The organism is Clostridioides sp. ZZV14-6387 (assembly GCF_020657835.1).
Lineage (GTDB): Bacteria > Bacillota > Clostridia > Peptostreptococcales > Peptostreptococcaceae > Clostridioides > Clostridioides difficile_A.
Genome location: NZ_JAGWCW010000010.1, coordinates 1 through 19,338, shown reverse-complemented (window position 1 = coordinate 19,338; position 19,338 = coordinate 1). Strand labels below are relative to the sequence as shown.

The 19,338-nt window shown below is 28.5% G+C and carries 21 protein-coding genes and 1 other annotated feature; of the genes, 18 read left to right on the top strand and 3 right to left on the bottom strand.

Annotation, left to right across the window (positions count from 1 at the left end; translation table 11 throughout):
- Positions 1 to 87 precede the first annotated feature (87 nt).
- The 18 genes from thiC to KGF38_RS08070 all read left to right on the top strand — a co-directional run bounded on the left by thiC (position 88) and on the right by KGF38_RS08070 (position 17,681).
- Positions 88 to 1,389, top strand: coding sequence for a phosphomethylpyrimidine synthase ThiC (gene thiC, locus KGF38_RS08155; RefSeq protein WP_054276625.1), 1,302 nt, complete (start codon positions 88 to 90; stop codon positions 1,387 to 1,389).
- Positions 1,390 to 1,433: 44 nt separating this feature from the next.
- Positions 1,434 to 1,628 carry a sulfur carrier protein ThiS gene (gene thiS, locus KGF38_RS08150; RefSeq protein ID WP_054270185.1) on the top strand — a complete coding sequence of 65 codons (195 nt, stop codon included), beginning with the start codon at positions 1,434 to 1,436 and terminating at the stop codon, positions 1,626 to 1,628.
- Positions 1,621 to 2,424, top strand: a complete 804-nt coding sequence (gene thiF / locus KGF38_RS08145) for a thiamine biosynthesis protein ThiF (RefSeq protein WP_074178336.1) — start codon at positions 1,621 to 1,623, stop codon at positions 2,422 to 2,424. Before thiS ends, thiF begins: the two co-directional genes overlap by 8 nt.
- A 62-nt stretch (positions 2,425 to 2,486) precedes the next feature.
- On the top strand, positions 2,487 to 3,257 hold the full coding sequence (locus tag KGF38_RS08140; RefSeq protein WP_054270186.1) for a thiazole synthase: 771 nt from the start codon (positions 2,487 to 2,489) through the stop codon (positions 3,255 to 3,257).
- A gap of 16 nt (positions 3,258 to 3,273) precedes the next feature.
- Positions 3,274 to 4,377, top strand: coding sequence for a 2-iminoacetate synthase ThiH (thiH, locus tag KGF38_RS08135; RefSeq protein WP_074178304.1), 1,104 nt, complete (start codon positions 3,274 to 3,276; stop codon positions 4,375 to 4,377).
- Positions 4,378 to 5,079 (top strand): thiamine phosphate synthase, encoded by a 702-nt coding sequence (locus KGF38_RS08130; RefSeq protein WP_074178303.1) that lies wholly within the window; start codon positions 4,378 to 4,380, stop codon positions 5,077 to 5,079. It begins immediately after the preceding gene.
- A gap of 177 nt (positions 5,080 to 5,256) precedes the next feature.
- Complete coding sequence (locus KGF38_RS08125) at positions 5,257 to 6,651, top strand: YfcC family protein (protein ID WP_054270189.1); 1,395 nt, start codon at positions 5,257 to 5,259, stop codon at positions 6,649 to 6,651.
- A gap of 400 nt (positions 6,652 to 7,051) precedes the next feature.
- Complete coding sequence (locus tag KGF38_RS08120) at positions 7,052 to 8,419, top strand: GTP pyrophosphokinase family protein (RefSeq protein ID WP_054270190.1); 1,368 nt, start codon at positions 7,052 to 7,054, stop codon at positions 8,417 to 8,419.
- Positions 8,420 to 8,547: 128 nt separating this feature from the next.
- The gene (locus KGF38_RS08115) at positions 8,548 to 9,051 is read left to right on the top strand and encodes a molybdenum cofactor guanylyltransferase (protein ID WP_231301356.1); all 504 of its coding nucleotides are present in this window, start codon (positions 8,548 to 8,550) and stop codon (positions 9,049 to 9,051) included.
- A gap of 47 nt (positions 9,052 to 9,098) precedes the next feature.
- Entirely contained in the window at positions 9,099 to 9,470 is a 372-nt protein-coding gene (locus KGF38_RS08110; protein WP_054270191.1) for a CoA-binding protein, read from the top strand.
- A gap of 141 nt (positions 9,471 to 9,611) precedes the next feature.
- Positions 9,612 to 9,938: a heavy metal-binding domain-containing protein gene (locus KGF38_RS08105; protein ID WP_054270192.1), complete on the top strand. Its 327-nt coding sequence runs from the start codon at positions 9,612 to 9,614 to the stop codon at positions 9,936 to 9,938.
- Positions 9,939 to 10,417: 479 nt separating this feature from the next.
- Complete coding sequence (locus KGF38_RS08100; protein WP_054270193.1) at positions 10,418 to 10,921, top strand: molybdenum cofactor biosynthesis protein B; 504 nt, start codon at positions 10,418 to 10,420, stop codon at positions 10,919 to 10,921.
- Positions 10,922 to 10,967: 46 nt separating this feature from the next.
- Positions 10,968 to 11,927: a GTP 3',8-cyclase MoaA gene (gene moaA, locus KGF38_RS08095; RefSeq protein ID WP_054270194.1), complete on the top strand. Its 960-nt coding sequence runs from the start codon at positions 10,968 to 10,970 to the stop codon at positions 11,925 to 11,927.
- A 3-nt stretch (positions 11,928 to 11,930) separates the two neighbouring features.
- Positions 11,931 to 12,401, top strand: coding sequence for a cyclic pyranopterin monophosphate synthase MoaC (moaC, locus tag KGF38_RS08090; protein WP_054276629.1), 471 nt, complete (start codon positions 11,931 to 11,933; stop codon positions 12,399 to 12,401).
- A gap of 33 nt (positions 12,402 to 12,434) precedes the next feature.
- On the top strand, positions 12,435 to 12,866 hold the full coding sequence (locus KGF38_RS08085) for an MOSC domain-containing protein (protein ID WP_054270196.1): 432 nt from the start codon (positions 12,435 to 12,437) through the stop codon (positions 12,864 to 12,866).
- 454 nt (positions 12,867 to 13,320) lie between these two features.
- Positions 13,321 to 13,532: a binding site (T-box leader), on the top strand.
- A 162-nt stretch (positions 13,533 to 13,694) separates the two neighbouring features.
- Positions 13,695 to 14,984, top strand: a complete 1,290-nt coding sequence (locus KGF38_RS08080) for a cytosine permease (RefSeq protein ID WP_054270197.1) — start codon at positions 13,695 to 13,697, stop codon at positions 14,982 to 14,984.
- A gap of 53 nt (positions 14,985 to 15,037) precedes the next feature.
- A complete protein-coding gene (locus tag KGF38_RS08075; protein ID WP_054270198.1) occupies positions 15,038 to 16,117 on the top strand; it encodes a DUF917 domain-containing protein in 1,080 nt (359 codons plus the stop codon).
- Positions 16,118 to 16,136: 19 nt separating this feature from the next.
- Positions 16,137 to 17,681 (top strand): hydantoinase/oxoprolinase family protein, encoded by a 1,545-nt coding sequence (locus KGF38_RS08070; RefSeq protein ID WP_227832297.1) that lies wholly within the window; start codon positions 16,137 to 16,139, stop codon positions 17,679 to 17,681.
- A gap of 75 nt (positions 17,682 to 17,756) precedes the next feature.
- Here KGF38_RS08070 and KGF38_RS08065 read toward each other — a convergent pair whose 3' ends face one another.
- The 3 genes from KGF38_RS08065 to KGF38_RS08055 form a co-directional block, all read right to left on the bottom strand.
- Positions 17,757 to 18,041, bottom strand: a complete 285-nt coding sequence (locus tag KGF38_RS08065; RefSeq protein ID WP_021384547.1) for a hypothetical protein — start codon at positions 18,039 to 18,041, stop codon at positions 17,757 to 17,759.
- A gap of 62 nt (positions 18,042 to 18,103) precedes the next feature.
- A complete protein-coding gene (locus tag KGF38_RS08060) occupies positions 18,104 to 18,868 on the bottom strand; it encodes a lysophospholipid acyltransferase family protein (RefSeq protein ID WP_054270200.1) in 765 nt (254 codons plus the stop codon).
- Between the two features lie 276 nt (positions 18,869 to 19,144).
- A partial coding sequence (locus KGF38_RS08055; RefSeq protein ID WP_227832296.1) for a transposase occupies positions 19,145 to 19,338 on the bottom strand: 194 nt, incomplete at its 5' end.

Here is a 19,338-nt window from a genome sequence, read left to right as displayed (position 1 = left end):
TATATGATTATAAGAGTGCTTTCCAAACAAGGAAAAGCACTTTTTTTATTTTCAAAAACTATAACTTTAATCTTGGAGGATTGTAATATGAATTATACAACACAAATGGATGCTGCTAGAAAAGGCATAATAACTAAAGAAATGGAAATCGTTTCTCAAAAAGAGCAAGTAGATGTGAATGAACTAAGAGAATTAATAGCAAATGGACAAGTTGTTATACCTGCTAATAAAAATCATAAATCTTTAAGTGCAGAAGGTGTAGGTAAAAATTTAAGAACAAAGATAAATGTAAATCTAGGAATTTCAAGAGATTGTAAGGATATAGAAAAAGAACTTGAAAAAGTTAGAGTAGCAATAGACATGAAAGCTGAAGCTATAATGGATTTGAGTAACTATGGTAAAACTAGAGAATTTAGAGAAAAAGTGGTTGAAATTTCACCTGCAATGATAGGTTCAGTACCTATGTACGATGCAGTGGGATATTTAGAAAAAGAATTAAAAGATATAACAGAAGAAGAGTTTTTGAATGTAATAAGACAACATGCTATTGATGGAGTTGACTTTATCACTATACATGCAGGTCTTACAAGGAATGTTTGCCAAAAGATAAAAAATCATGAAAGATTAACTCATATAGTATCTCGTGGAGGTTCTCTGTTATTTGCATGGATGGAATTGAATAATAAGGAAAATCCTATTTATACTAATTTTGATAAAATATTGGATATATGTGAGGAATACGATGTTACATTGAGTTTAGGAGATGCTTGTAGACCTGGCTGTATAAAAGATTCTACTGATGGAGTTCAAATTCAGGAACTAGTAGTATTAGGTGAGCTTACTAAAAGAGCGTGGGAGAGAAATGTACAAGTAATGATAGAAGGACCTGGACATATGGCTATTGATGAGATAGAAGCAAATGTAGTATTAGAAAAAAGATTGTGTCATGGAGCACCTTTTTATGTTCTTGGGCCATTAGTTACAGATATAGCACCAGGTTATGACCATATAACAAGTGCAATAGGAGGAGCTTTGGCATGTGCTAAAGGAGTAGACTTTTTATGTTATGTAACTCCAGCAGAACACTTAAGATTACCTAATTTAGATGACATGAAAGAAGGTATAATAGCTGCAAAAATAGCTGCTCATGCAGGAGATATAGCTAAAAACGTTAAAGGTGCTCGTGAATGGGATAATAAGATGAGTAAAGCCAGAGCTGATTTAGATTGGTGTGAAATGTTTAGACTTGCAATAGACCCTGAAAAAGCTAAGAGATATAGAGATGAATCAACTCCTACTCATGAAGATAGCTGTACTATGTGTGGAAAAATGTGTTCAATGAGAACAGTTAAGAAAATACTAAATAATGAGGAACTTAATTTAATATAATTTGTGATTAGAATAAAATAGATTTAAAAAGAGGAGGTGATTTGGTGAAGGTTAATGGGAAGGATGTTGAATTTAAAAAAGATTTGACTATAATAGATTTATTAAATAAATATAACTTAAAGAGTGATAGAGTTGTAGTTGAAGTAAATCTAGAAATAATTGAAGAATCCAACTACAGTACATATATATTGAAAGACGAAGATATTATAGAGCTTATTAGTTTTGTTGGAGGTGGTTAAAATAAAGATATTTGTAAATGAATTATTAACAGATGTTGAAGAAAATACGACTGCCTACAAAGTTAGAGAGGATTATAATTGTAAATGTGATGTATTAGTGTTAAATGGATATCCAATTAAAACAGATATTCCTCTTTGTGAGAATGATAAATTAACACTTATACAAAAGGGAGTCAAGCCATCATTTGATGAATTAGAAAACTTATTGATTGCGAGACATACTCCAAATATACATAATAAGTTAAAAAAAGGGAAGGTTGCTATATTGGGGTTAGGGGGACTTGGGTCCAATATAGCTATCTCTTTAGCCAGAATTGGAGTAGGAGAACTTTTACTTATAGACTATGATGTTGTAGAACCTTCTAATCTAAATAGACAGCAGTATTTTATAGATGATATTGGAAAATTAAAAACTGATGCTATGATAGAAAATATAAAAAAAATAAATCCGTTTATAAAGTTAAAGAAACAAGATATTTTTTTAAATAAACATAATATGGATGCTATTAAAGATTCAGATTTGATAATTGAAGCTTTTGATGACGCATCATGTAAGGCACAGGTTTGTAACTATGTGTTAATAAATTTAAAAGATAAATATCTAATAGCATCATCAGGTATGGCAGGTTATTATGATTCAAATATAATAACTACTAAGAAGATAAAAGACAAGTTTTATATATGTGGTGATTTTGTAAATGAAGCTAAATTTGGTGAAGGTCTTATGGCTCCAAGGGTCGCTATCTGTGCAAATCACATGGCAAACTTGGCAACACAAATACTTATAGATATGTAAATACTAAAATTAAATTCTAAAAAGATTGAATATTAAAAAAGTTGTACATGGAGGGAAATAATATGGATAAATTGGTACTTGGTGGACATGAATTCAATAGTAGATTGTTGGTTGGAACAGGTAAATATGGTTCAAATAATATATTGCCTGAGGTAATAAAAGAAAGTGGCAGTGAGATAATAACAATGGCACTTAGAAGAGTGGATTTAGATAATAAACAAGAGAATATATTAACATATATTCCGAAAGAAATGACAATACTTCCAAATACATCAGGAGCTACTAATGCAGAAGAAGCAGTAAGAATAGCTAGAATATCCAGAAAAATGGGATGTGGAGATTTTATAAAAATAGAAGTGATATCAGATACTAGATATTTACTTCCTGATAATGAAGAAACTATAAAAGCTACAAGAATACTTGCTGATGAAGGATTTATAGTTCTTCCATATATGACACCAGACCTTTATGCTGGAAGAAGACTTATAGAAGCTAATGCAGCAGCAGTTATGCCTCTCGGGGCTCCAATTGGTTCAAATAGAGGGCTTCAAATGAAAGAAATGATAAGAATAATGATAGATGAATTAGACATACCAATAATAGTGGATGCGGGTATTGGCAAACCATCTCAAGCTATGGAAGCTATGGAAATGGGAGCTGATGCTGTACTTGTTAACACTGCGATAGCTTCAGCAGGAAATCCTGTGCAAATGGCAAGAGCATTTAGACTAGCTGTAGAGGGTGGAAGAGAAGCATATCTCGCAAAAACAGGAAGTGTATCAGAATTTGCAAACGCATCTTCTCCTTTAACAGGTTTTTTAGGCAATTTATAGAAAGTGGTGATTGGTGATGAGTTTTTATGATGTAATAGAAAAATATAGAGATTTTGATTTTGATGGATATTTAAATAATGTTACTGATAATGATGTTTTAAGAAGTTTATCAAAGGACAAGCTTGAAGATTTTGATATATTAAATTTGCTTTCTAAAACTGCTGTAAAACATTTAGAAACCATGGCTCAGAAAGCACATAAATTAAGTGTTCAATATTTTGGAAAAACAGTATGTTTATATACACCAATGTATATAGCAAATTATTGTGTAAATCAATGTGTTTACTGTGGTTATAATATAAAAAGTGGAATAAAAAGAAAAAAATTAACTATGGATGAAATTAGAGAAGAGGGAAATGTAATTTCAAAAGAAGGTTTTAAACATTTACTTGTTTTGACTGGAGAGAGTAGTTTTCATTCAAGTGTGGAATATATAGGTGAGGCTATAGAAATATTAAGAGAAAAATTTCCATCTATAGGTATAGAAGTCTATCCAATGGAAGTAGAAGAGTATAAGTATATTGTAGATAAAGGCGTTGAAGGTCTAACAGTATATCAGGAAACTTATGATGAGGAAATATACAAAAAAGTGCATATAAAAGGACCAAAAGCAAATTATAAATTTAGGTTAGATGCTCCTGAAAGAGGGGCAAAAGCAGGCATGAGGACTTTATCTATAGGAGCACTTTTAGGGTTGAATGATTTTAGAAAAGAAACCTTTTTTACAATATTGCATGGGAAATATTTAAAAACAAAATATCCTCATATTGAGCTTTCATATTCAACACCAAGAATGAGACCTTTTAAAGGTTGTTTTGAAGAATTAGTAGATATAAGTGATACTGATTTGGTTCAAGCTATGATATGTATGAGATTGTTTGACCCACATGCAGCAATAAATATATCAACTAGAGAAAACTTGGAAATGAGAAGTCATATAATACCTTTAGGAGTAACTAAATTGAGTGCAGGTGTTTCTACTGATGTAGGGGGGCATTCTCAAGATGAGCATGATACTGCTCAATTTAAGATAAATGATGAAAGCACTGTTGCAGATGTAGAGAAGATGTTAAACTCAATTGGATATCAACATGTATTTAAAGACTGGGAAAGATTTTAGATGTATTTGATAACAAACAGAAAATTATTATGTAATGAAGAAAGATATTTAGAAGTTATTAAAGAGTCTATATTGAGTGGTATAAAAAACATTATAATAAGAGAAAAAGATTTAGAATATGAAGAATTAAACAAATTATATATGAAAATAAAAACCAAAATCAATTGTATAGATTTTCAAGAGAAAATACTGAATAAAAATTTGAAGATTAATATAAATCAGAAAGAAAGTATTAATAAACTTAAGGTTAACTTTATAGTAAATAGTAATATTGAATTTTTTGAAAAAACAGATTGCCAAGGGATTCATCTTCCTTTTAAAGTATTCTTGGATTTACTTGAAAATAATTACAGTTTTAATAAAGATAAAATACTGGGATTATCTTTACATCAAATAGAGGAAGTAGAACATTTAGAAAATCTGATGAGAAATAAAAATATAAGAGTAAATTACATAACCTTGTCACATATATATGAAACTAAATGTAAAGAAGGTTTACATCCAAAAGGAATTGAGCTTCTAAAAGAAGCTAAGAAGATTACTGATATTAAGATAGTTGCACTAGGAGGAATTTTACCATCCAATGTCAAAGAAACATTGAAATACTGTGATGATTTTGCCATAATGTCAACTATAATGAAATCTAAAGATATTAAAAAAACAATCTCAGATTATAATGAAAAAATTGAATTATTAAAATAGTATATGGAATCCTTAATTTAAAGAAAAATAAAAAAGTTATCTTTTAAAATTTAAAAGATAACTTTTTTATTTTGTATCTTTGCTAATAAAAAATTGTAAAAAGGGAAAACTTTAGTCAGAGAGATTAAACAATATCCTAAAAGATTTAAAATTTAGTAAAGTATGGAGGACATTATAATGACTGACAGTAAAAAGAAACGATTTATTATACCACACACTTTTACAATAATATTTTTACTAATAGTCTTAATGGCAATATTGACTTGGGTAGTACCAAGTGGTGAATTTAGTAGAGAAGATGTAGAAGGCAGAATGGTAGTTGTACCAGGAACTTATCAAAGTGTTGAAAGCAATCCTCAAGGGTTTGCAGATGTTTTTAAGGCACCAATAGAAGGTTTTATCGATTCAGCAGAGGTTGTAGGATTTGTATTAATAGTTGGAGGTGCCTTTGGTATTGTAAATAGAACTGGAGCTATAGAAGCAGGAATAGCATCAGTTATATCTAAATTTAAAGGAAAAGAACTTCTTATAATTCCAATATCAATGATTTTATTTGGTCTTGGAGGTACTACATTTGGGATGGCAGAGGAGACATTACCATTTTATATGATATTTGTTCCACTTATGACATCCTTAGGATATGATTCTCTAACCGCCATAGCAATTGTATTTATAGGAGCAGCAGCAGGAGCTGCAGCTTCAACAATAAACCCATTTTCGGTTGGTATTGCACAGGCACTAGCTCAACTTGCTCCAGGTTCAGGAGTAGCATATAGAGTAGTTATTTTTATAGCTTATATATTAATAAGTATAGCGTTTGTTATGTATTATGCTAAGAAAGTTAAAGAAAATCCTGAAAGTTCAATAGTATATGAAATAGATAAAAATAATAAGTCAATACTTAATCAAACTTCAACAGAAATAAAAGAATTTACTTTTAAAGAAGTATCTGTTCTTGCTATCTTTGGAATAGGTATGGCAATAATGATTTGGGGTGTCTTAAGTCAAGGATGGTATATTCCAGAGATATCAATGTGTTTTGCTGCCATAGGAGTACTTTCTGGTTTAGTTGGTAGATTATCTCAAATTGAAATTTCAGAAAGTTTTATAGATGGAGCCAAAGATTTAGCATCAGCCGCTCTTGCCATAGCATTAGCTCGTGGAATCGTAATAATTGCTCAAAATGGATTTATAATAGATACTATATTAAATTCCGCAGCAGCTTTTTTAGGTGGCCTTCCAAAAGTTATATTTGTATATTTATCTTTCTTCTTGGAAGCTGCATTGGCATTTTTAATTCCATCATCTTCAGGTCTTGCTTCACTTACAGTACCTGTACTTGCTCCTCTTGGTGATTTGGTTAATATATCAGCTCAAGTAATAGTAACTGCTTATCAATTTGGGGTTGGTCTTACAAACTTCATAACTCCAACTTCAGGAGTATTGATGGGAGCACTTGCAGTAGCTCATATTCCTTTTTCAAAATGGGTAAGATTTATAATGCCTATATTGTTGATTTTGACAGCTGTATCTCTAGTCTTTTTGACAATAGGTATATATATAGGATTTTAATTAAAGAGAGTTTATTCAATATAGCTAGAGATTATATAAGATACTAAGAAATAGAATACCCAAAATATGATTTTCAATAAATTGCCACTAAAAATAATTTAGTGGCAATTTATTTTTTATATAATAAATGACAAAATATCTTAGTAAGTGTATATTTTCTCTTTCAATCTCTTAAATTATATACATTTAATCTACTTATTCTTATTTTTTATATCAAATTAGCTAAATAAAATTAAATTAAAAGTCAAAAAACTAAAGAAATTAATTCTAATTTGAAATATATATGAAGGTTTTTGGAGAATACTTACTTATAGTAGGAAAAAATGTTAAAATAAGAGTGTAATCAAATATAAAGAACTGAAATAGCTAACAGTTATTAAATATGGGAGTGTAAAAATTTATGGGATTAAAAGAATTTGATTTTATTGAAGAGTCTATTGAAATGTTGAGGACAATGTCTCCAACATTAGAAACTATATCAGATGAAATAGAAGAGTATTTTGAAAATATTTTGGATGAAAAAAATCAAGAATATATAAATGTAACCTCTAGAATAAAATCAGAATCAAGTTTAAGAGAAAAGATAATTAGAAATAGATATTTAAAAAAATATGGAGAAGCAAGTAATCTTATTCACAATGTCTCTGACTTAATAGGTTTGAGAATTGAATGCAGATTTATTGAGGATGAAAACAAGATATATAGACTTCTAAGAAGATACTTTAATAAAACAGACGACAAGGTAAACTATTATAATAAAGAAAATAAGAATATTAAATTAAAATTGTCTGAAAGACAACCTAATAAACAAAAAAATGGATTTGAAATATATAAAATAGATGGAGTTTTTGCATATTTAGATAGAGAAGTAAAATTTGAGCTTCAAATTAAGTCTCTTGTAAATGTGTTTTGGAGTGAAATTGAACATAAAATAATTTATAAAAATAACACATATTTACTTGCTGATAAATTTATAAAGGATATGATGGACTCTATAAAGAATAATCTTACTATGATTGATAATCAGCTTTTAAGCATTTATAAAAACTTTCATTCAGGAAAGTCTTTTAATATGAAAGTAAGTAAAAAAGAAATTGAAAAACTATTTGCGAAATTAGTATATGATGCTTTTTCTGAAAAGATGAATAAAAGTATAGGTTTTGTTGTGGATTTTAAAAAACCCTGTGAGACTATATTAAGCTATTCTTTTAATAAACAGGATATAAGTGATGAAGTTTTGGGCAATTTCATGCTTGATGAGTTTGCAAGACTAAATGAGATTGTAAATAAAGACATAGATTTTAATGAGCAAATAGAATTTGAAAGAGAACCAACATTTGATGATAAATTTTGTAAAGACCTAGGAAATCATTTTAGAAGCAGATTAAATACAGAATTCCCATGGAATCTATTTTTTAGAATACTATTTGAAATAGAACCATGTAACAATACAGAAGACTTTGAAAACTTTGTAGAGTTTATAAAAGAAAATGTATTACTAGAAGAAAATAGAGAACAACTTTTATGTCAATTTGAAGAAAATAGTCAACTTATAATTGAAGATATGTATGAATGTATATTCAATAGCATAAGTGAAATTGATAGTGTTGAAATTTTGTATAACTATAATCTTGAAAAGATAAACTTTACATCAAGTGAAATTATAAATTGTATATGCAGAGAATATGAATGCTATGGTGAATACTTAGAAGAAAAAGAAAAGCTTATGAATGCATTTAAAGAAAAAATTATTCAAATATTTGAGTAATCAATTAATTTTAAAATGGCGCTAATGCGCCATTTTTCAAATACGTATAAATTTAGAAAAATATTCTAAAGGGGGAGATTTATATAGAGAAAACAGGTGTAATTTTAGCAGGGGGAAAAAATTCTAGAATGGGAAGAAATAAAGCTTTTCTAGAATTACATGAAAAGCCTTTTATTGAAATTGCAATAGAAGTATTCAAAAATTTTGATGAAGTAATAATAATATCTAATAATGAAGAATTATATTCTAAATATAATATTAAAGTTTATAATGATATAATAAAAAATGTTGGTCCAATTGGAGGAATATATACTGCTCTTGAATATGCAAAGTATGATATAGTTATAGTTGCATGTGATATGCCATATCTAAATAGTGAAATAGTAGAAAGAATAGCTAATGAAATGGATGATAAAAGCATGATTTCAGTGACAAATGGTAAGTTACAACCATTGTGTTCTGGGTATAAAAAGAGTATAATAAATAAGGTATCCTTATGTATAGAAGGAAATGATTTAAAGCTCAGAAGCCTTATAGACAAAATAGATAAAAACTATATATACTTTGATGATGAAGATTTATTTTTAAATGTAAATACTGTTAATGAATATAAAAAATTAACTGGAGTTTAATTAGATATGGTTATAAAATAGAGTAGGATTTATATGGAGGAGAGTTTATGAATTTACTTAAATGCGATTCTTGGGCAGTAATATTAAATAATAGCGATGAAGAAAGTAAAGCATATAAAATATTAGATGAACTTAAAAAGAATATGTACAAAGTTGTTGCTATAGATGAAGAAAAGAAACCTATTGAAGGTATAGATGTGTATGAGTGTTTAAAAGATGTACCACACAATATTGACGTTGTGGCCATTATTGACAAACAATCTAAGATGGATGTGATTTTAGAAGAAGTAGAACTTTTAGATATACAAAACATATGGTTTGAAAAAGGAAGCTTTAGTGAAATGATGATTAAAAAGATTAAAGATTTAAAATTGAATGTAGAATATAATTTAAATTTACATGATGAGTTAACTAAATAATAAAAGGTACAACTAGTTAACCAAACACATTATTTTATAGTATAGATTAACTAATGAAACATTAAGTTACAATATTTATTAAAAAAGTTATAAGTTGCATGATATAATATATTAAATACGATATAAAGGAGTTGATATATTATGTTAATAGTTACCACAGAAAAGGTCGAAGGCAAAAAAATATCAGAAGTTCTAGGACTAGTTAGAGGAAGTACAATAAGAGCAAAACATGTTGGAAAAGATATAGGAGCAAGCTTTAAAAACCTTGTTGGAGGAGAGCTTACAGGATATAATGAAATGCTTACTGAAGCAAGACAAATTGCTATAGGTAGGATGGTTGAAGATGCAGAAGCTAAAGGTGCAAATGCAATAATAGCATTTAGATTATCTTCAGCTTCAGTTATGCAAGGTGCAGCAGAAATGCTTGCTTATGGAACAGCAGTTATTTTAGAAGATGATAAGAATTAATTTGAAAAATAAAATATAAATAGTTAAAAAGAGGCATCTTTTAAAAATTTTATGGATGCCTTTTTTTATTTGAAAAAACTGATATAAGAAAGAATTTTAATCGTTATGATAATAAAATGGGATGATATTATATAAATAAATAAAATTATATTATATAATATATGGTATAGACTTAAAAAAATTTATTAGTAGAGAAAATATAGACAATGTTATAATAGTTATAGAAATTGGAAGTAATTGTACATTTGTTAAATAGATTACATATATACTAGTTTTATATTTGGAATAGTTATAAGTTAATATTTTTTATTTTGTGAACGTTGGAATAATAAAAATGTATGTACTATTAAGTTATATGATAAGAAATGTAGATATAATATGTTATATTACTGAGAAAAATGGAAATAAAATAGAGTAGGTTTTATTAAATTGGTTTTTATTTTTAAAGGTCTAGTTAATGTATAAAGGGGTGAAATTATATGTTTAATGTTGCAATTATAACACTTAGCGATAAAGGCTATGAAGGAAAAAGAGAAGATATAACAGGAAAAAAACTAATTGAATTTGTTGAAAATACAGGAGATTATAAAGTTATTGAATATGTATTGATAAAAGATGACAAGGAAATGTTAAAGGAAAATATTGTAAAACTTTGTGATAGTAATAAAATAGATTTAATTCTTACTAATGGTGGGACTGGTTTTTCAAAAAGAGATGTAACTCCAGAAGCGACTAAGGAAGTATTAGAAAAAGAAATACCAGGTTTAAGTGAATATATGAGAATGAAATCTACAGAAATTACCAAAAAAGCTATACTAAGTAGAGGTGTAAGTGGAATAAGAAATAATTCTATAATAATAAACTTACCTGGAAGTCCAAAAGGTGCAGTTGAAAATTTAAGTTTTATAATTGATGTTTTAGACCATGGCATAGAAATTTTAAGAGGAGAAGCTACAGAATGTGCAACTAAAAAAAGTAAATAGTATATAATCTAGATAGATAAAAAATAGACAAAGAGGTAGATAGAGTATGATTGATAAGTATGGAAGAAAAATAGACTACCTTCGTATTTCACTTACAGATAAGTGTAATTTAAGGTGTGTCTATTGTATGCCACCAGATGTAAAATTTGATAAAAATTATATAAATGAAAATCTAAGTTTTGAAGATTATAAATTCATTATAAAGGCTATGTCAGAACAAGGAATAACCAAGGTTAGATTTACTGGGGGAGAGCCTCTTTTATATCCTAAGTTAAATGAACTTATAAAATTTACAAAAGAAGAATGTGGAATAAATAATATTGGAATGACAACTAATGCTATTGGGCTTTCTGATAGAATCTCTGAGCTTGAAAAATGTGGTTTAAATAAAGTGAATATAAGTTTAGATTCTTTGAAGGAATATAAGTACAAATCTGTAACAAGAGGTGGAAATTTAAAAGATGTCTTAAAATCGATTGAATCTTGTTTAAATTTAGGCATAAAAGTAAAATTAAACTGTGTTGCTATAAGTGGATTTAATGATGATGAACTTAAAGATTTTATGTTTTTAACTGTTAAATCACCAATTGATGTAAGATTTATAGAGCTTATGCCATTAGGTGAAGCTAATAGAGTTTATAAAAAAGGTTATTTTAATGTAAAAGAAATGGTTGAAAAAATATATGGACTATATAAAGTTAAAAATGAAGAAAAAAGTACAGCAGAATATTATATGTTTAAGGGAGCCAAAGGAAGAATAGGAATTATAACTCCATTAAGTTGTTCATTTTGCAATACATGTAATCGTATTAGACTTACTTCTAGTGGTGCAATAAAATTGTGTCTACATTCAAAAGAAGAAATAGACATAAAACCATTTTTACATAAACCATTGTTATTTAGGGAATCAATGAAAGATATAATAAAACAGAAGCCAGAAAAACATCATCTAATAGAAAATAAATGTAGTGATACAAATAGACGTATGTATGAAATTGGAGGATAAGTAATGTTAACACATATAAATGAAAAAGGGTATGCCAAGATGGTAGATATAAGTGAAAAAGATGACACTAAAAGAACTGCTATAGCAACAGCTACAATTACTCTTAGTAGAGAAGCTTTAGACAAAGTAAAAAATGGTCAGATAAAAAAAGGAGATGTACTATCTGTAGCTCAGGTTGCAGGTATAATGGGAGCTAAAAATACATCTTCAAATATACCAATGTGCCATCAGATAAAATTAGTAGGATGTGATTTGGAATTTGATATAGATGATTCTGAGTCTGCTATTAGGATATATGCAACTTGCAAATCTCTTGGAAAGACTGGAGTGGAGATGGAAGCTTTAAATGCATGTTCTTTGGCAGCACTTACAATTTATGATATGTGTAAAGCAGTTGATAAAAAAATGGTTATAAGTAATATACATCTTGTAGAGAAGACTGGTGGAAAATCAGGAGATTTTAAGTTTGAGTAATTAATAATATATGGGTGAAAATTTGGAGGAAATATGGCTAAGGTAGTGTCAATAAATATAAGTGAGAAAAAAGGTGTAATTAAAGTTCCTGTACAATGTGCAGAACTAAAAATAAATCATGGGATAGTTGGAGATGCGCATGCAGGAGATTGGCATCGTCAAATAAGCCTGCTTGGAAAAGAAAGTATAGATAAAATGAAGATGAAAGGTTTTGACCAATTAAAATATGGAGATTTTGCTGAGAATATAACTACAGAAGGGATAGAAGTATTTTCTTTACCTGTTGGGACAAAACTAAGAATTGGTAAATGTGAAGTTGAGGTGACTCAAATTGGTAAAAAGTGTCACAATGGATGTGAAATTAAGAAATTAACTGGAGACTGTGTAATGCCACGAGAAGGAATTTTTGTGAAGGTTCTAAAAGAAGGAATTATACATGTGGATGATTCAGTAGATATAATTTAGTAAAATTACTATTAAAATGTAATTATATATGACGTATAATTCAATGAAAATATTATTAATATATAAGTATCTGTTTTAAAATACAATGATTAATCATTATAAAAATGTTGATGAAATATTGTATTAGTAAATTAAAACAGTAGTTGTATTAAGCTATGAATGTAAAATCATAGCTTTTTATTTTTTAATTTTTAAGAAGAAATATTTTCTTTGTATATTTAAAATTATATTTTATACAAAAATTAATTGTTTTATACAAACTGTTTATACTGTAAATTTGTAGATAATAAAGTATAAATTTTGATGAAATTTTAAAAATTACATTATATAAATATAGTAATAATATAAAAATTTACATATAAAACTAAAAAATACAAGTAATTTACTTTTTGAGTTGACAAAATATTGCATATATATTATTATATAAATCATAAATTAACTATAAATAAATATTATAGATTCGTAGAAGAAGAAAGTAGCATAAAGGAATTTTACAGAGAATTAGATTTGGCTGAGAACTAATATTGGAATTTGTGTGAAAAGGACTTTGGAGAATACTATTATAATCTTGTTATAATAGTGGTTTAATTCGCCTTAAGAAAATGAGTGAGTAAAATTAATTTTTACTAATAAGAGTGGTAACACGGATTTATATTCGTCTCTTGGATTTTTCCAAGAGGCGTTTTTTATTATAGAATTATTTCAGAAAATTTAAAACTATATATTAAATGAAAAATATAAATATATGATAGTTAATAAATTTATAAATTAGAAAATTGTAAAATATACTGGACTCAGTGACTTTACGATTTAAATGGAGGGATGAAAATGGAAGAAGAAAAAATTAACTATGCGCTGGAGCAGGTTCCAGAGCACCAAAAACGTGGCTGGGTAGCTATGTTTTCAGTTTTAGTAGCAATAGGTGTGGATTTATCATCTGTTATTTTAGGGGCTGAATTGGCACAGAGTATGCCAATGAAACAAGCAATATTATCAGTAATTGTTGGTTCATTTTTTTCTGCAATTTTGTATACTACATGCTCTTTAGTTGGTTCGTCTACAAGTCTATCTACATCTATGATAACAAAGTATGTGTTTGGAGAGACTGGAGCAAAAATATTTTCTCTAGTTATAGGGGTTTCTCTATTAGGGTGGTTTGGAGTTCAAGTAGGTTTCTTTGCTCAAAATGCACAAATAATAATAAAAGATATATTTAATCTGGATGTAAGTATGCAAATTCTAAGCCTAATAGGTGGTCTCTTGATGATGAGCACTGCTATTTATGGATATAAGGCAATGGAAAAATTAAGTGTATATTCAGTACCATTCTTATTAATTCTTATGATGTTAACTATATTTTTAGCTTTTAGAGCAAATGGAATTCCAGTTGATGATAATATGAAGTCTACTATGACATTTGCAGGTGGAGTTTCTTTATCAATGAGTATAATAATAGTTGGTGCAATAGTATCTCCTGATATAAGTCGTTGGGCTAAAAGTAGAAGAGATTGTGCACTTTCAAGTTTCTTGGGAATACAATTTGGAAATGCCTTTATGATAGTAGTTTCTATAATATTGGTAAAATGTATGGGAACTTCAGATATTATGAGAATTTTTATTACGTTGGGAATTGCTATACCAGGTATAATTGTGCTTACATTAGCTCAATGGACTACAAATACAAGTAATGTTTATTCAGCATCACTAAGTATAGCACTTGTACTTAAAAAAGCACCTGAGAAAGTATTAACTATAGTTCTTGGTATTGTAGCAACATTATTAGCTGTATTTGGAATATATGAAGGTTTTATAGGATTCTTAAATCTACTTGGAATCGTAATTGCACCTGTTGGTGGTGTATATACAGCAGAATATTACATAGTAAAGCAAGAGCTTAAAGGTTTTGATAAGGGTGTATTATATAAACCAATAGTTAAACGTTCAATAGTATCTTGGGTAATTGGGATATTGATAACTTATCTTTCAACATATGGATTTATAACTCTTACTACTATAGCTCCTTTAGATGGGTTTATAGCAGGATTTGTAGTACAATCTATTATTGGAAAAGTGCTTTGTTCAGCAAAAAATAAGGAAAATGTAGATAAAGCAGTGTAATGAAATTTGTTTATAAAGTATAAAATAAATTTGAAATATGAGGAGAAAGTAACATGAGATTTTTAACAGAAGAAAGTATAGATAAAATAGCAGTTGGTGCAGCAGTACTTGGAACTGGAGGAGGAGGAGACCCATATGTAGGTAAACTTGTTGCAAAACAAGCAATTAAAAAGTATGGTCCTGTAAAAGTAATAAGTTTGGATGAACTTGATGATGATGCTCTAGTAGTTCCAGTATCTGGTATGGGTTCTCCTGTAATTACAATAGAAAAATTACTTTCTGAGGTAGAATTAACTACACCTTTAGAAATAATGGAGAAGTTAATAAATAGAAAAGTAGATGTTATAATTCCTATAGAAATAGGAGGAATAAACTCACTTATGCCAATAGCAGTTGCTGCAAAAAAAGGACTACCTATTTTGGATGCTGATTCTATGGGGAGAGCTTTTCCTGAAGCTCAAATGGTAACTTTTTATCTTGAAGGGTATGAGGCATCACCTGCTGTAATGTCTGATGAAAAAGGAAATTCTGCTATCCTTTATCCTGTAGATGGAATTTGGTCAGAAAGATTAGCCAGAACTCTAACTGTGGAAATGGGAGGAAGTTCTTCTATCAGTGATTACAATTTAAGTGGAGCTCAAGTTAAAAAAGCTGCTATAGGTAATACACTTACAATAGCTGAAACTATAGGAGGATTTTTGCTTGAAAATAAGTCTGATTCAAAAGGTGCTGTTGAGAATATATTGAAAGAATTAAAAGGATATAAGTTATTTGAAGGAAAGGTAATTGATATTAAGAGAGAATTGAAAGGTGGATTTACTAGAGGGCATGCTTTTTTTGCTGGAATTAATGAATATGATGGAGAGTATTCTATATTATTTCAAAACGAGAATTTAATTGCAAAAAAAGGTGATACACCACTTTGTATTACACCAGATTTAATAGCAGTATTAGATTTAGAAACTGGATTTCCAATAACTACAGAAAGAATAAAATACGGTTCGCGTGTTATGGTAGTAGCTTTTCCTTGTAATGAAAAATGGAGAACAGAAAAAGGAATTGAGACAGTTGGACCTGGATACTTTGGATATGATGTGGAATATAAAACAGTAGAAGAATTACAAGGAAAATAAAGTTTAGGAGGAAATTTTGATGTATCGTGTAGGAATTGACGTTGGAGGAACAAATACAGATGCTTGTATACTGGATGAGGAATTAAAAGTAATTCATTCAGTTAAGGTAGCAACTACAAAAGATGTTGAAACAGGTGTTTATAATGCTTTAAAAAAAGTTATAGATGAAAGTAAGATTGACCATTCTTTAATAAAGTATGCTATGCTTGGTACAACTCATTGTACAAATGCTATTGTAGAAAGAAAAAGACTTAATAATGTAGCAATGATAAGAATAGGAAAGCCAGCGACAACTGCTATTCTTCCTTTTATAGATTGGCCAGAAGATTTAAGAGAAAAGATAGAACTAGATTCAATACTAGTGTCTGGTGGATATGAGTTTGATGGTAGAAAGATAAATGAACTTTGTAAAGAAGAAGTTGTAGAATTTTGCAATAAAATAAAAGACAGAGTGGAAAGTGTTGCAATAAGTGGAGTATTTGCTCCAGTAAATAAACAACAAGAAGAGGAAGTTGCAAAGTGGGTTAGAGAAATTCTAGGTGATATTCCTATATCTTTATCAAATGAAATAGGCAATATAGGTATACTAGAAAGAGAAAATGGAGCCATTTTAAATTCTGCATTATCTCAAGTAGGTAAAGCAGTATCTTTAGGATTTGAAAAAGCACTTAAAGATTTAGGTATAGATGCACAAATTTATTTTAGTCAAAATGATGGAACATTAATGAATTTAGAGTATACAATGAAATATCCAATTTTTACAATTGGATGTGGAATAACAAATTCTATAAGAGGAGCTTCTTTCTTATCAGAAGTAAAAAATGCAATAGTATTGGATGTTGGAGGAACTACAAGTGACCTAGGGGTACTATATAATGGATTTCCTAGAGAATCATCAATTCCAGTTACAATTGGAGGAGTACATACAAACTTTAGAATGCCTGATGTTTTAACTATTGGACTTGCTGGTGGGACATGTGTAAAAGGTGAAAAAGATAATATAAAGATAGGTCCTGAAAGTGTTGGTTACAAAATAACTGAAGATGCAATAATATTTGGTGGAGATACTTTAACTTTGTCAGATGTTGTTACAAGGTTAGATATGGCATTTGAAGATAGAAAAACTAATGTTGAACATTTAGATAAAGAGTATTGTGATGAGGTATATAAAAAGGTAATTTTAAAACTAGAAGATGCTGTAGACCAAATGAAAACTAGTCAAGATGATGTTGAGTTAGTTTTAACGGGTGGAGGAAGTATAATTGTTCCTGAAAAATTAAGAGGCATAAGTAATGTTATAAGACCTCCTCATTATACTGCTGCAAATGCTATTGGTGCTGCATTAGGACAAATAAGTGGAGATGTAGAAAAGGTGTATAGCTTAGATAAAATGTCTAGGGAAGATGCTATAGAAGATGCAAAGCAAGAGGCAGTAAATAAAGCTCTAAAGGCTGGTGCTAAAAAAGATACTATAGAAGTATTAAACATAGAAGATGTTCCACTTGCATACCTTCCTGGAAATGCACTTCTTATAAAAGTAAAAGTTGTTGGTGATTTAATTTAAAGAAGAATTTAATTATTTTTAAAATTATTTTAAATATCAAAAAATCGGTGCTTAATTTGTACCGATTTTTGTTTTTTAATAAAGAACTCGTTTTTTTGCTTCTGCTATAGCTCTAGCAGCACTTTTAGCTTGTATTCTTTTTTCTTCTTCTTTTTTGAATGCATTTATTGTTTCATTTAAATTCTTATCATGTTCATTTTTTTCCTTATCTTCATTTTCTCTATATACCAATACATAATTTATTATTGATTCATTTATTATCTGGGATATACTCTTATTTTCATTAATTCCTATTCTTTTAACCTCTTTGAGTAATGTTTCATCAATATGAACCGTTGTTTGTTTTGTGTTTTTTGCCATGTTAATCACCTCTTAAAAAGAATTTTAACATTAAAATTTTTTTTAGTCAATAAATTTTAATATTAAAATTCTTTAAATGTTTTATTTGATTTTCTAAAGCTTTCTATTGCTTTTATCATATTATTTTTTATATTTTCACCTAGTACAGAAGATTTTAGTCTAGGATTTTCAATATGGTCATAAATCGGTTCTAAAAATTCAACTTCAACAGGAAGAGAATTAATCTTGCCAATAGGTTGATACCCTTCATAAGTATCTTTTGAGTTTTTTATTACCAGTGGAACAATAGGGCATTTTGCTTTGTATGCTATTTTTAAGGCCCCACTTCTAAAATCTGATACCAATGAATTTGGTTCTTTAATCCATGTCAAATCTCCTTCTGGAAATACAGCCATGCTTTGACCTTTAAGTATATTTTGAGAAGCTTCAGATATACTTTTTATACCTTCTCGATTGTTTTTTCTGTTTACATATACACATCTTAATAGTTTTGCCCATTCTTTAAATATAGGTATATTTCTCCAAACTGGTTCGTCTGCAATTACACATCCAATTGGTCTTTCCACACTTGCTGCTAATATAAAACTATCAAGCATACTAGAATGATTTACAACAAATAGAAGAGGTTCTTTTGGTAATGTTTCTTTTCCAATTATATTAAGGTCTATATTTACTATATCTAAAGATTTTCTAGCTTGCTTTTGCATAAATTCAAATTTTTCTTTTAAGCTAAATTTATCAGGATTCTTTTTAATTTTAATAAGTCTAGGTATAGAAGATGTAAAGCCTATAAGTTGATATGTAGCAAATTTTAAGTAATTATTCATAAAATTATCTCCTTAAAATAAAATTATTTATTACTGTAAAGATTTTAACATAAAATAAAATTTAAGTCTATTTTAATTCAGTTATATAATCTATATTTAAAATAGACAGATATTAAAATTTTATACTTTTAATTTTACCAGTTATATTCTCTGAACCTCCCATGACTAAAGTCACAGGGTTCCTGTTTCATAGAATCTTGCATACTGAAATATGTCTTACCAATTCTCCACAGGCTATCCCCGTAGTTCCTACGGTTCTTACATAAGTTATTTATTTTAAACTGTTATTAGTCTTAGTCCTTCTTTTAGTATATTTATACTTGCATTTATATCTCTATCATGAGTTACATTACAACAAGGACAAATCCATTCTCTTATACTTAAATTCTTCATTTCCTCGTTTTTGTACCCACATTTATTGCATATTTGTGAACTTGCAAAGAATTTACCTACCTTTACAATTTGTCTAC

What these genes read in the sequence shown, in the direction of transcription:
- thiC (WP_054276625.1), top strand. Translation starts at nt 88, where the DNA reads ATGAATTATACAACACAAATGGATGCTGCTAGAAAAGGCATAATAACT.
- KGF38_RS08140 (WP_054270186.1), top strand. Translation starts at nt 2,487, where the DNA reads ATGGATAAATTGGTACTTGGTGGACATGAATTCAATAGTAGATTGTTG.
- thiH (WP_074178304.1), top strand. Translation starts at nt 3,274, where the DNA reads ATGAGTTTTTATGATGTAATAGAAAAATATAGAGATTTTGATTTTGAT.
- KGF38_RS08130 (WP_074178303.1), top strand. Translation starts at nt 4,378, where the DNA reads ATGTATTTGATAACAAACAGAAAATTATTATGTAATGAAGAAAGATAT.
- KGF38_RS08125 (WP_054270189.1), top strand. Translation starts at nt 5,257, where the DNA reads ATGACTGACAGTAAAAAGAAACGATTTATTATACCACACACTTTTACA.
- KGF38_RS08120 (WP_054270190.1), top strand. Translation starts at nt 7,052, where the DNA reads ATGGGATTAAAAGAATTTGATTTTATTGAAGAGTCTATTGAAATGTTG.
- KGF38_RS08115 (WP_231301356.1), top strand. Translation starts at nt 8,548, where the DNA reads ATGGGAAGAAATAAAGCTTTTCTAGAATTACATGAAAAGCCTTTTATT.
- KGF38_RS08110 (WP_054270191.1), top strand. Translation starts at nt 9,099, where the DNA reads ATGAATTTACTTAAATGCGATTCTTGGGCAGTAATATTAAATAATAGC.
- KGF38_RS08105 (WP_054270192.1), top strand. Translation starts at nt 9,612, where the DNA reads ATGTTAATAGTTACCACAGAAAAGGTCGAAGGCAAAAAAATATCAGAA.
- KGF38_RS08100 (WP_054270193.1), top strand. Translation starts at nt 10,418, where the DNA reads ATGTTTAATGTTGCAATTATAACACTTAGCGATAAAGGCTATGAAGGA.
- moaA (WP_054270194.1), top strand. Translation starts at nt 10,968, where the DNA reads ATGATTGATAAGTATGGAAGAAAAATAGACTACCTTCGTATTTCACTT.
- moaC (WP_054276629.1), top strand. Translation starts at nt 11,931, where the DNA reads ATGTTAACACATATAAATGAAAAAGGGTATGCCAAGATGGTAGATATA.
- KGF38_RS08085 (WP_054270196.1), top strand. Translation starts at nt 12,435, where the DNA reads ATGGCTAAGGTAGTGTCAATAAATATAAGTGAGAAAAAAGGTGTAATT.
- KGF38_RS08080 (WP_054270197.1), top strand. Translation starts at nt 13,695, where the DNA reads ATGGAAGAAGAAAAAATTAACTATGCGCTGGAGCAGGTTCCAGAGCAC.
- KGF38_RS08075 (WP_054270198.1), top strand. Translation starts at nt 15,038, where the DNA reads ATGAGATTTTTAACAGAAGAAAGTATAGATAAAATAGCAGTTGGTGCA.
- KGF38_RS08070 (WP_227832297.1), top strand. Translation starts at nt 16,137, where the DNA reads ATGTATCGTGTAGGAATTGACGTTGGAGGAACAAATACAGATGCTTGT.
- KGF38_RS08065 (WP_021384547.1), bottom strand. Translation starts at nt 18,041, where the DNA reads ATGGCAAAAAACACAAAACAAACAACGGTTCATATTGATGAAACATTA.
- KGF38_RS08060 (WP_054270200.1), bottom strand. Translation starts at nt 18,868, where the DNA reads ATGAATAATTACTTAAAATTTGCTACATATCAACTTATAGGCTTTACA.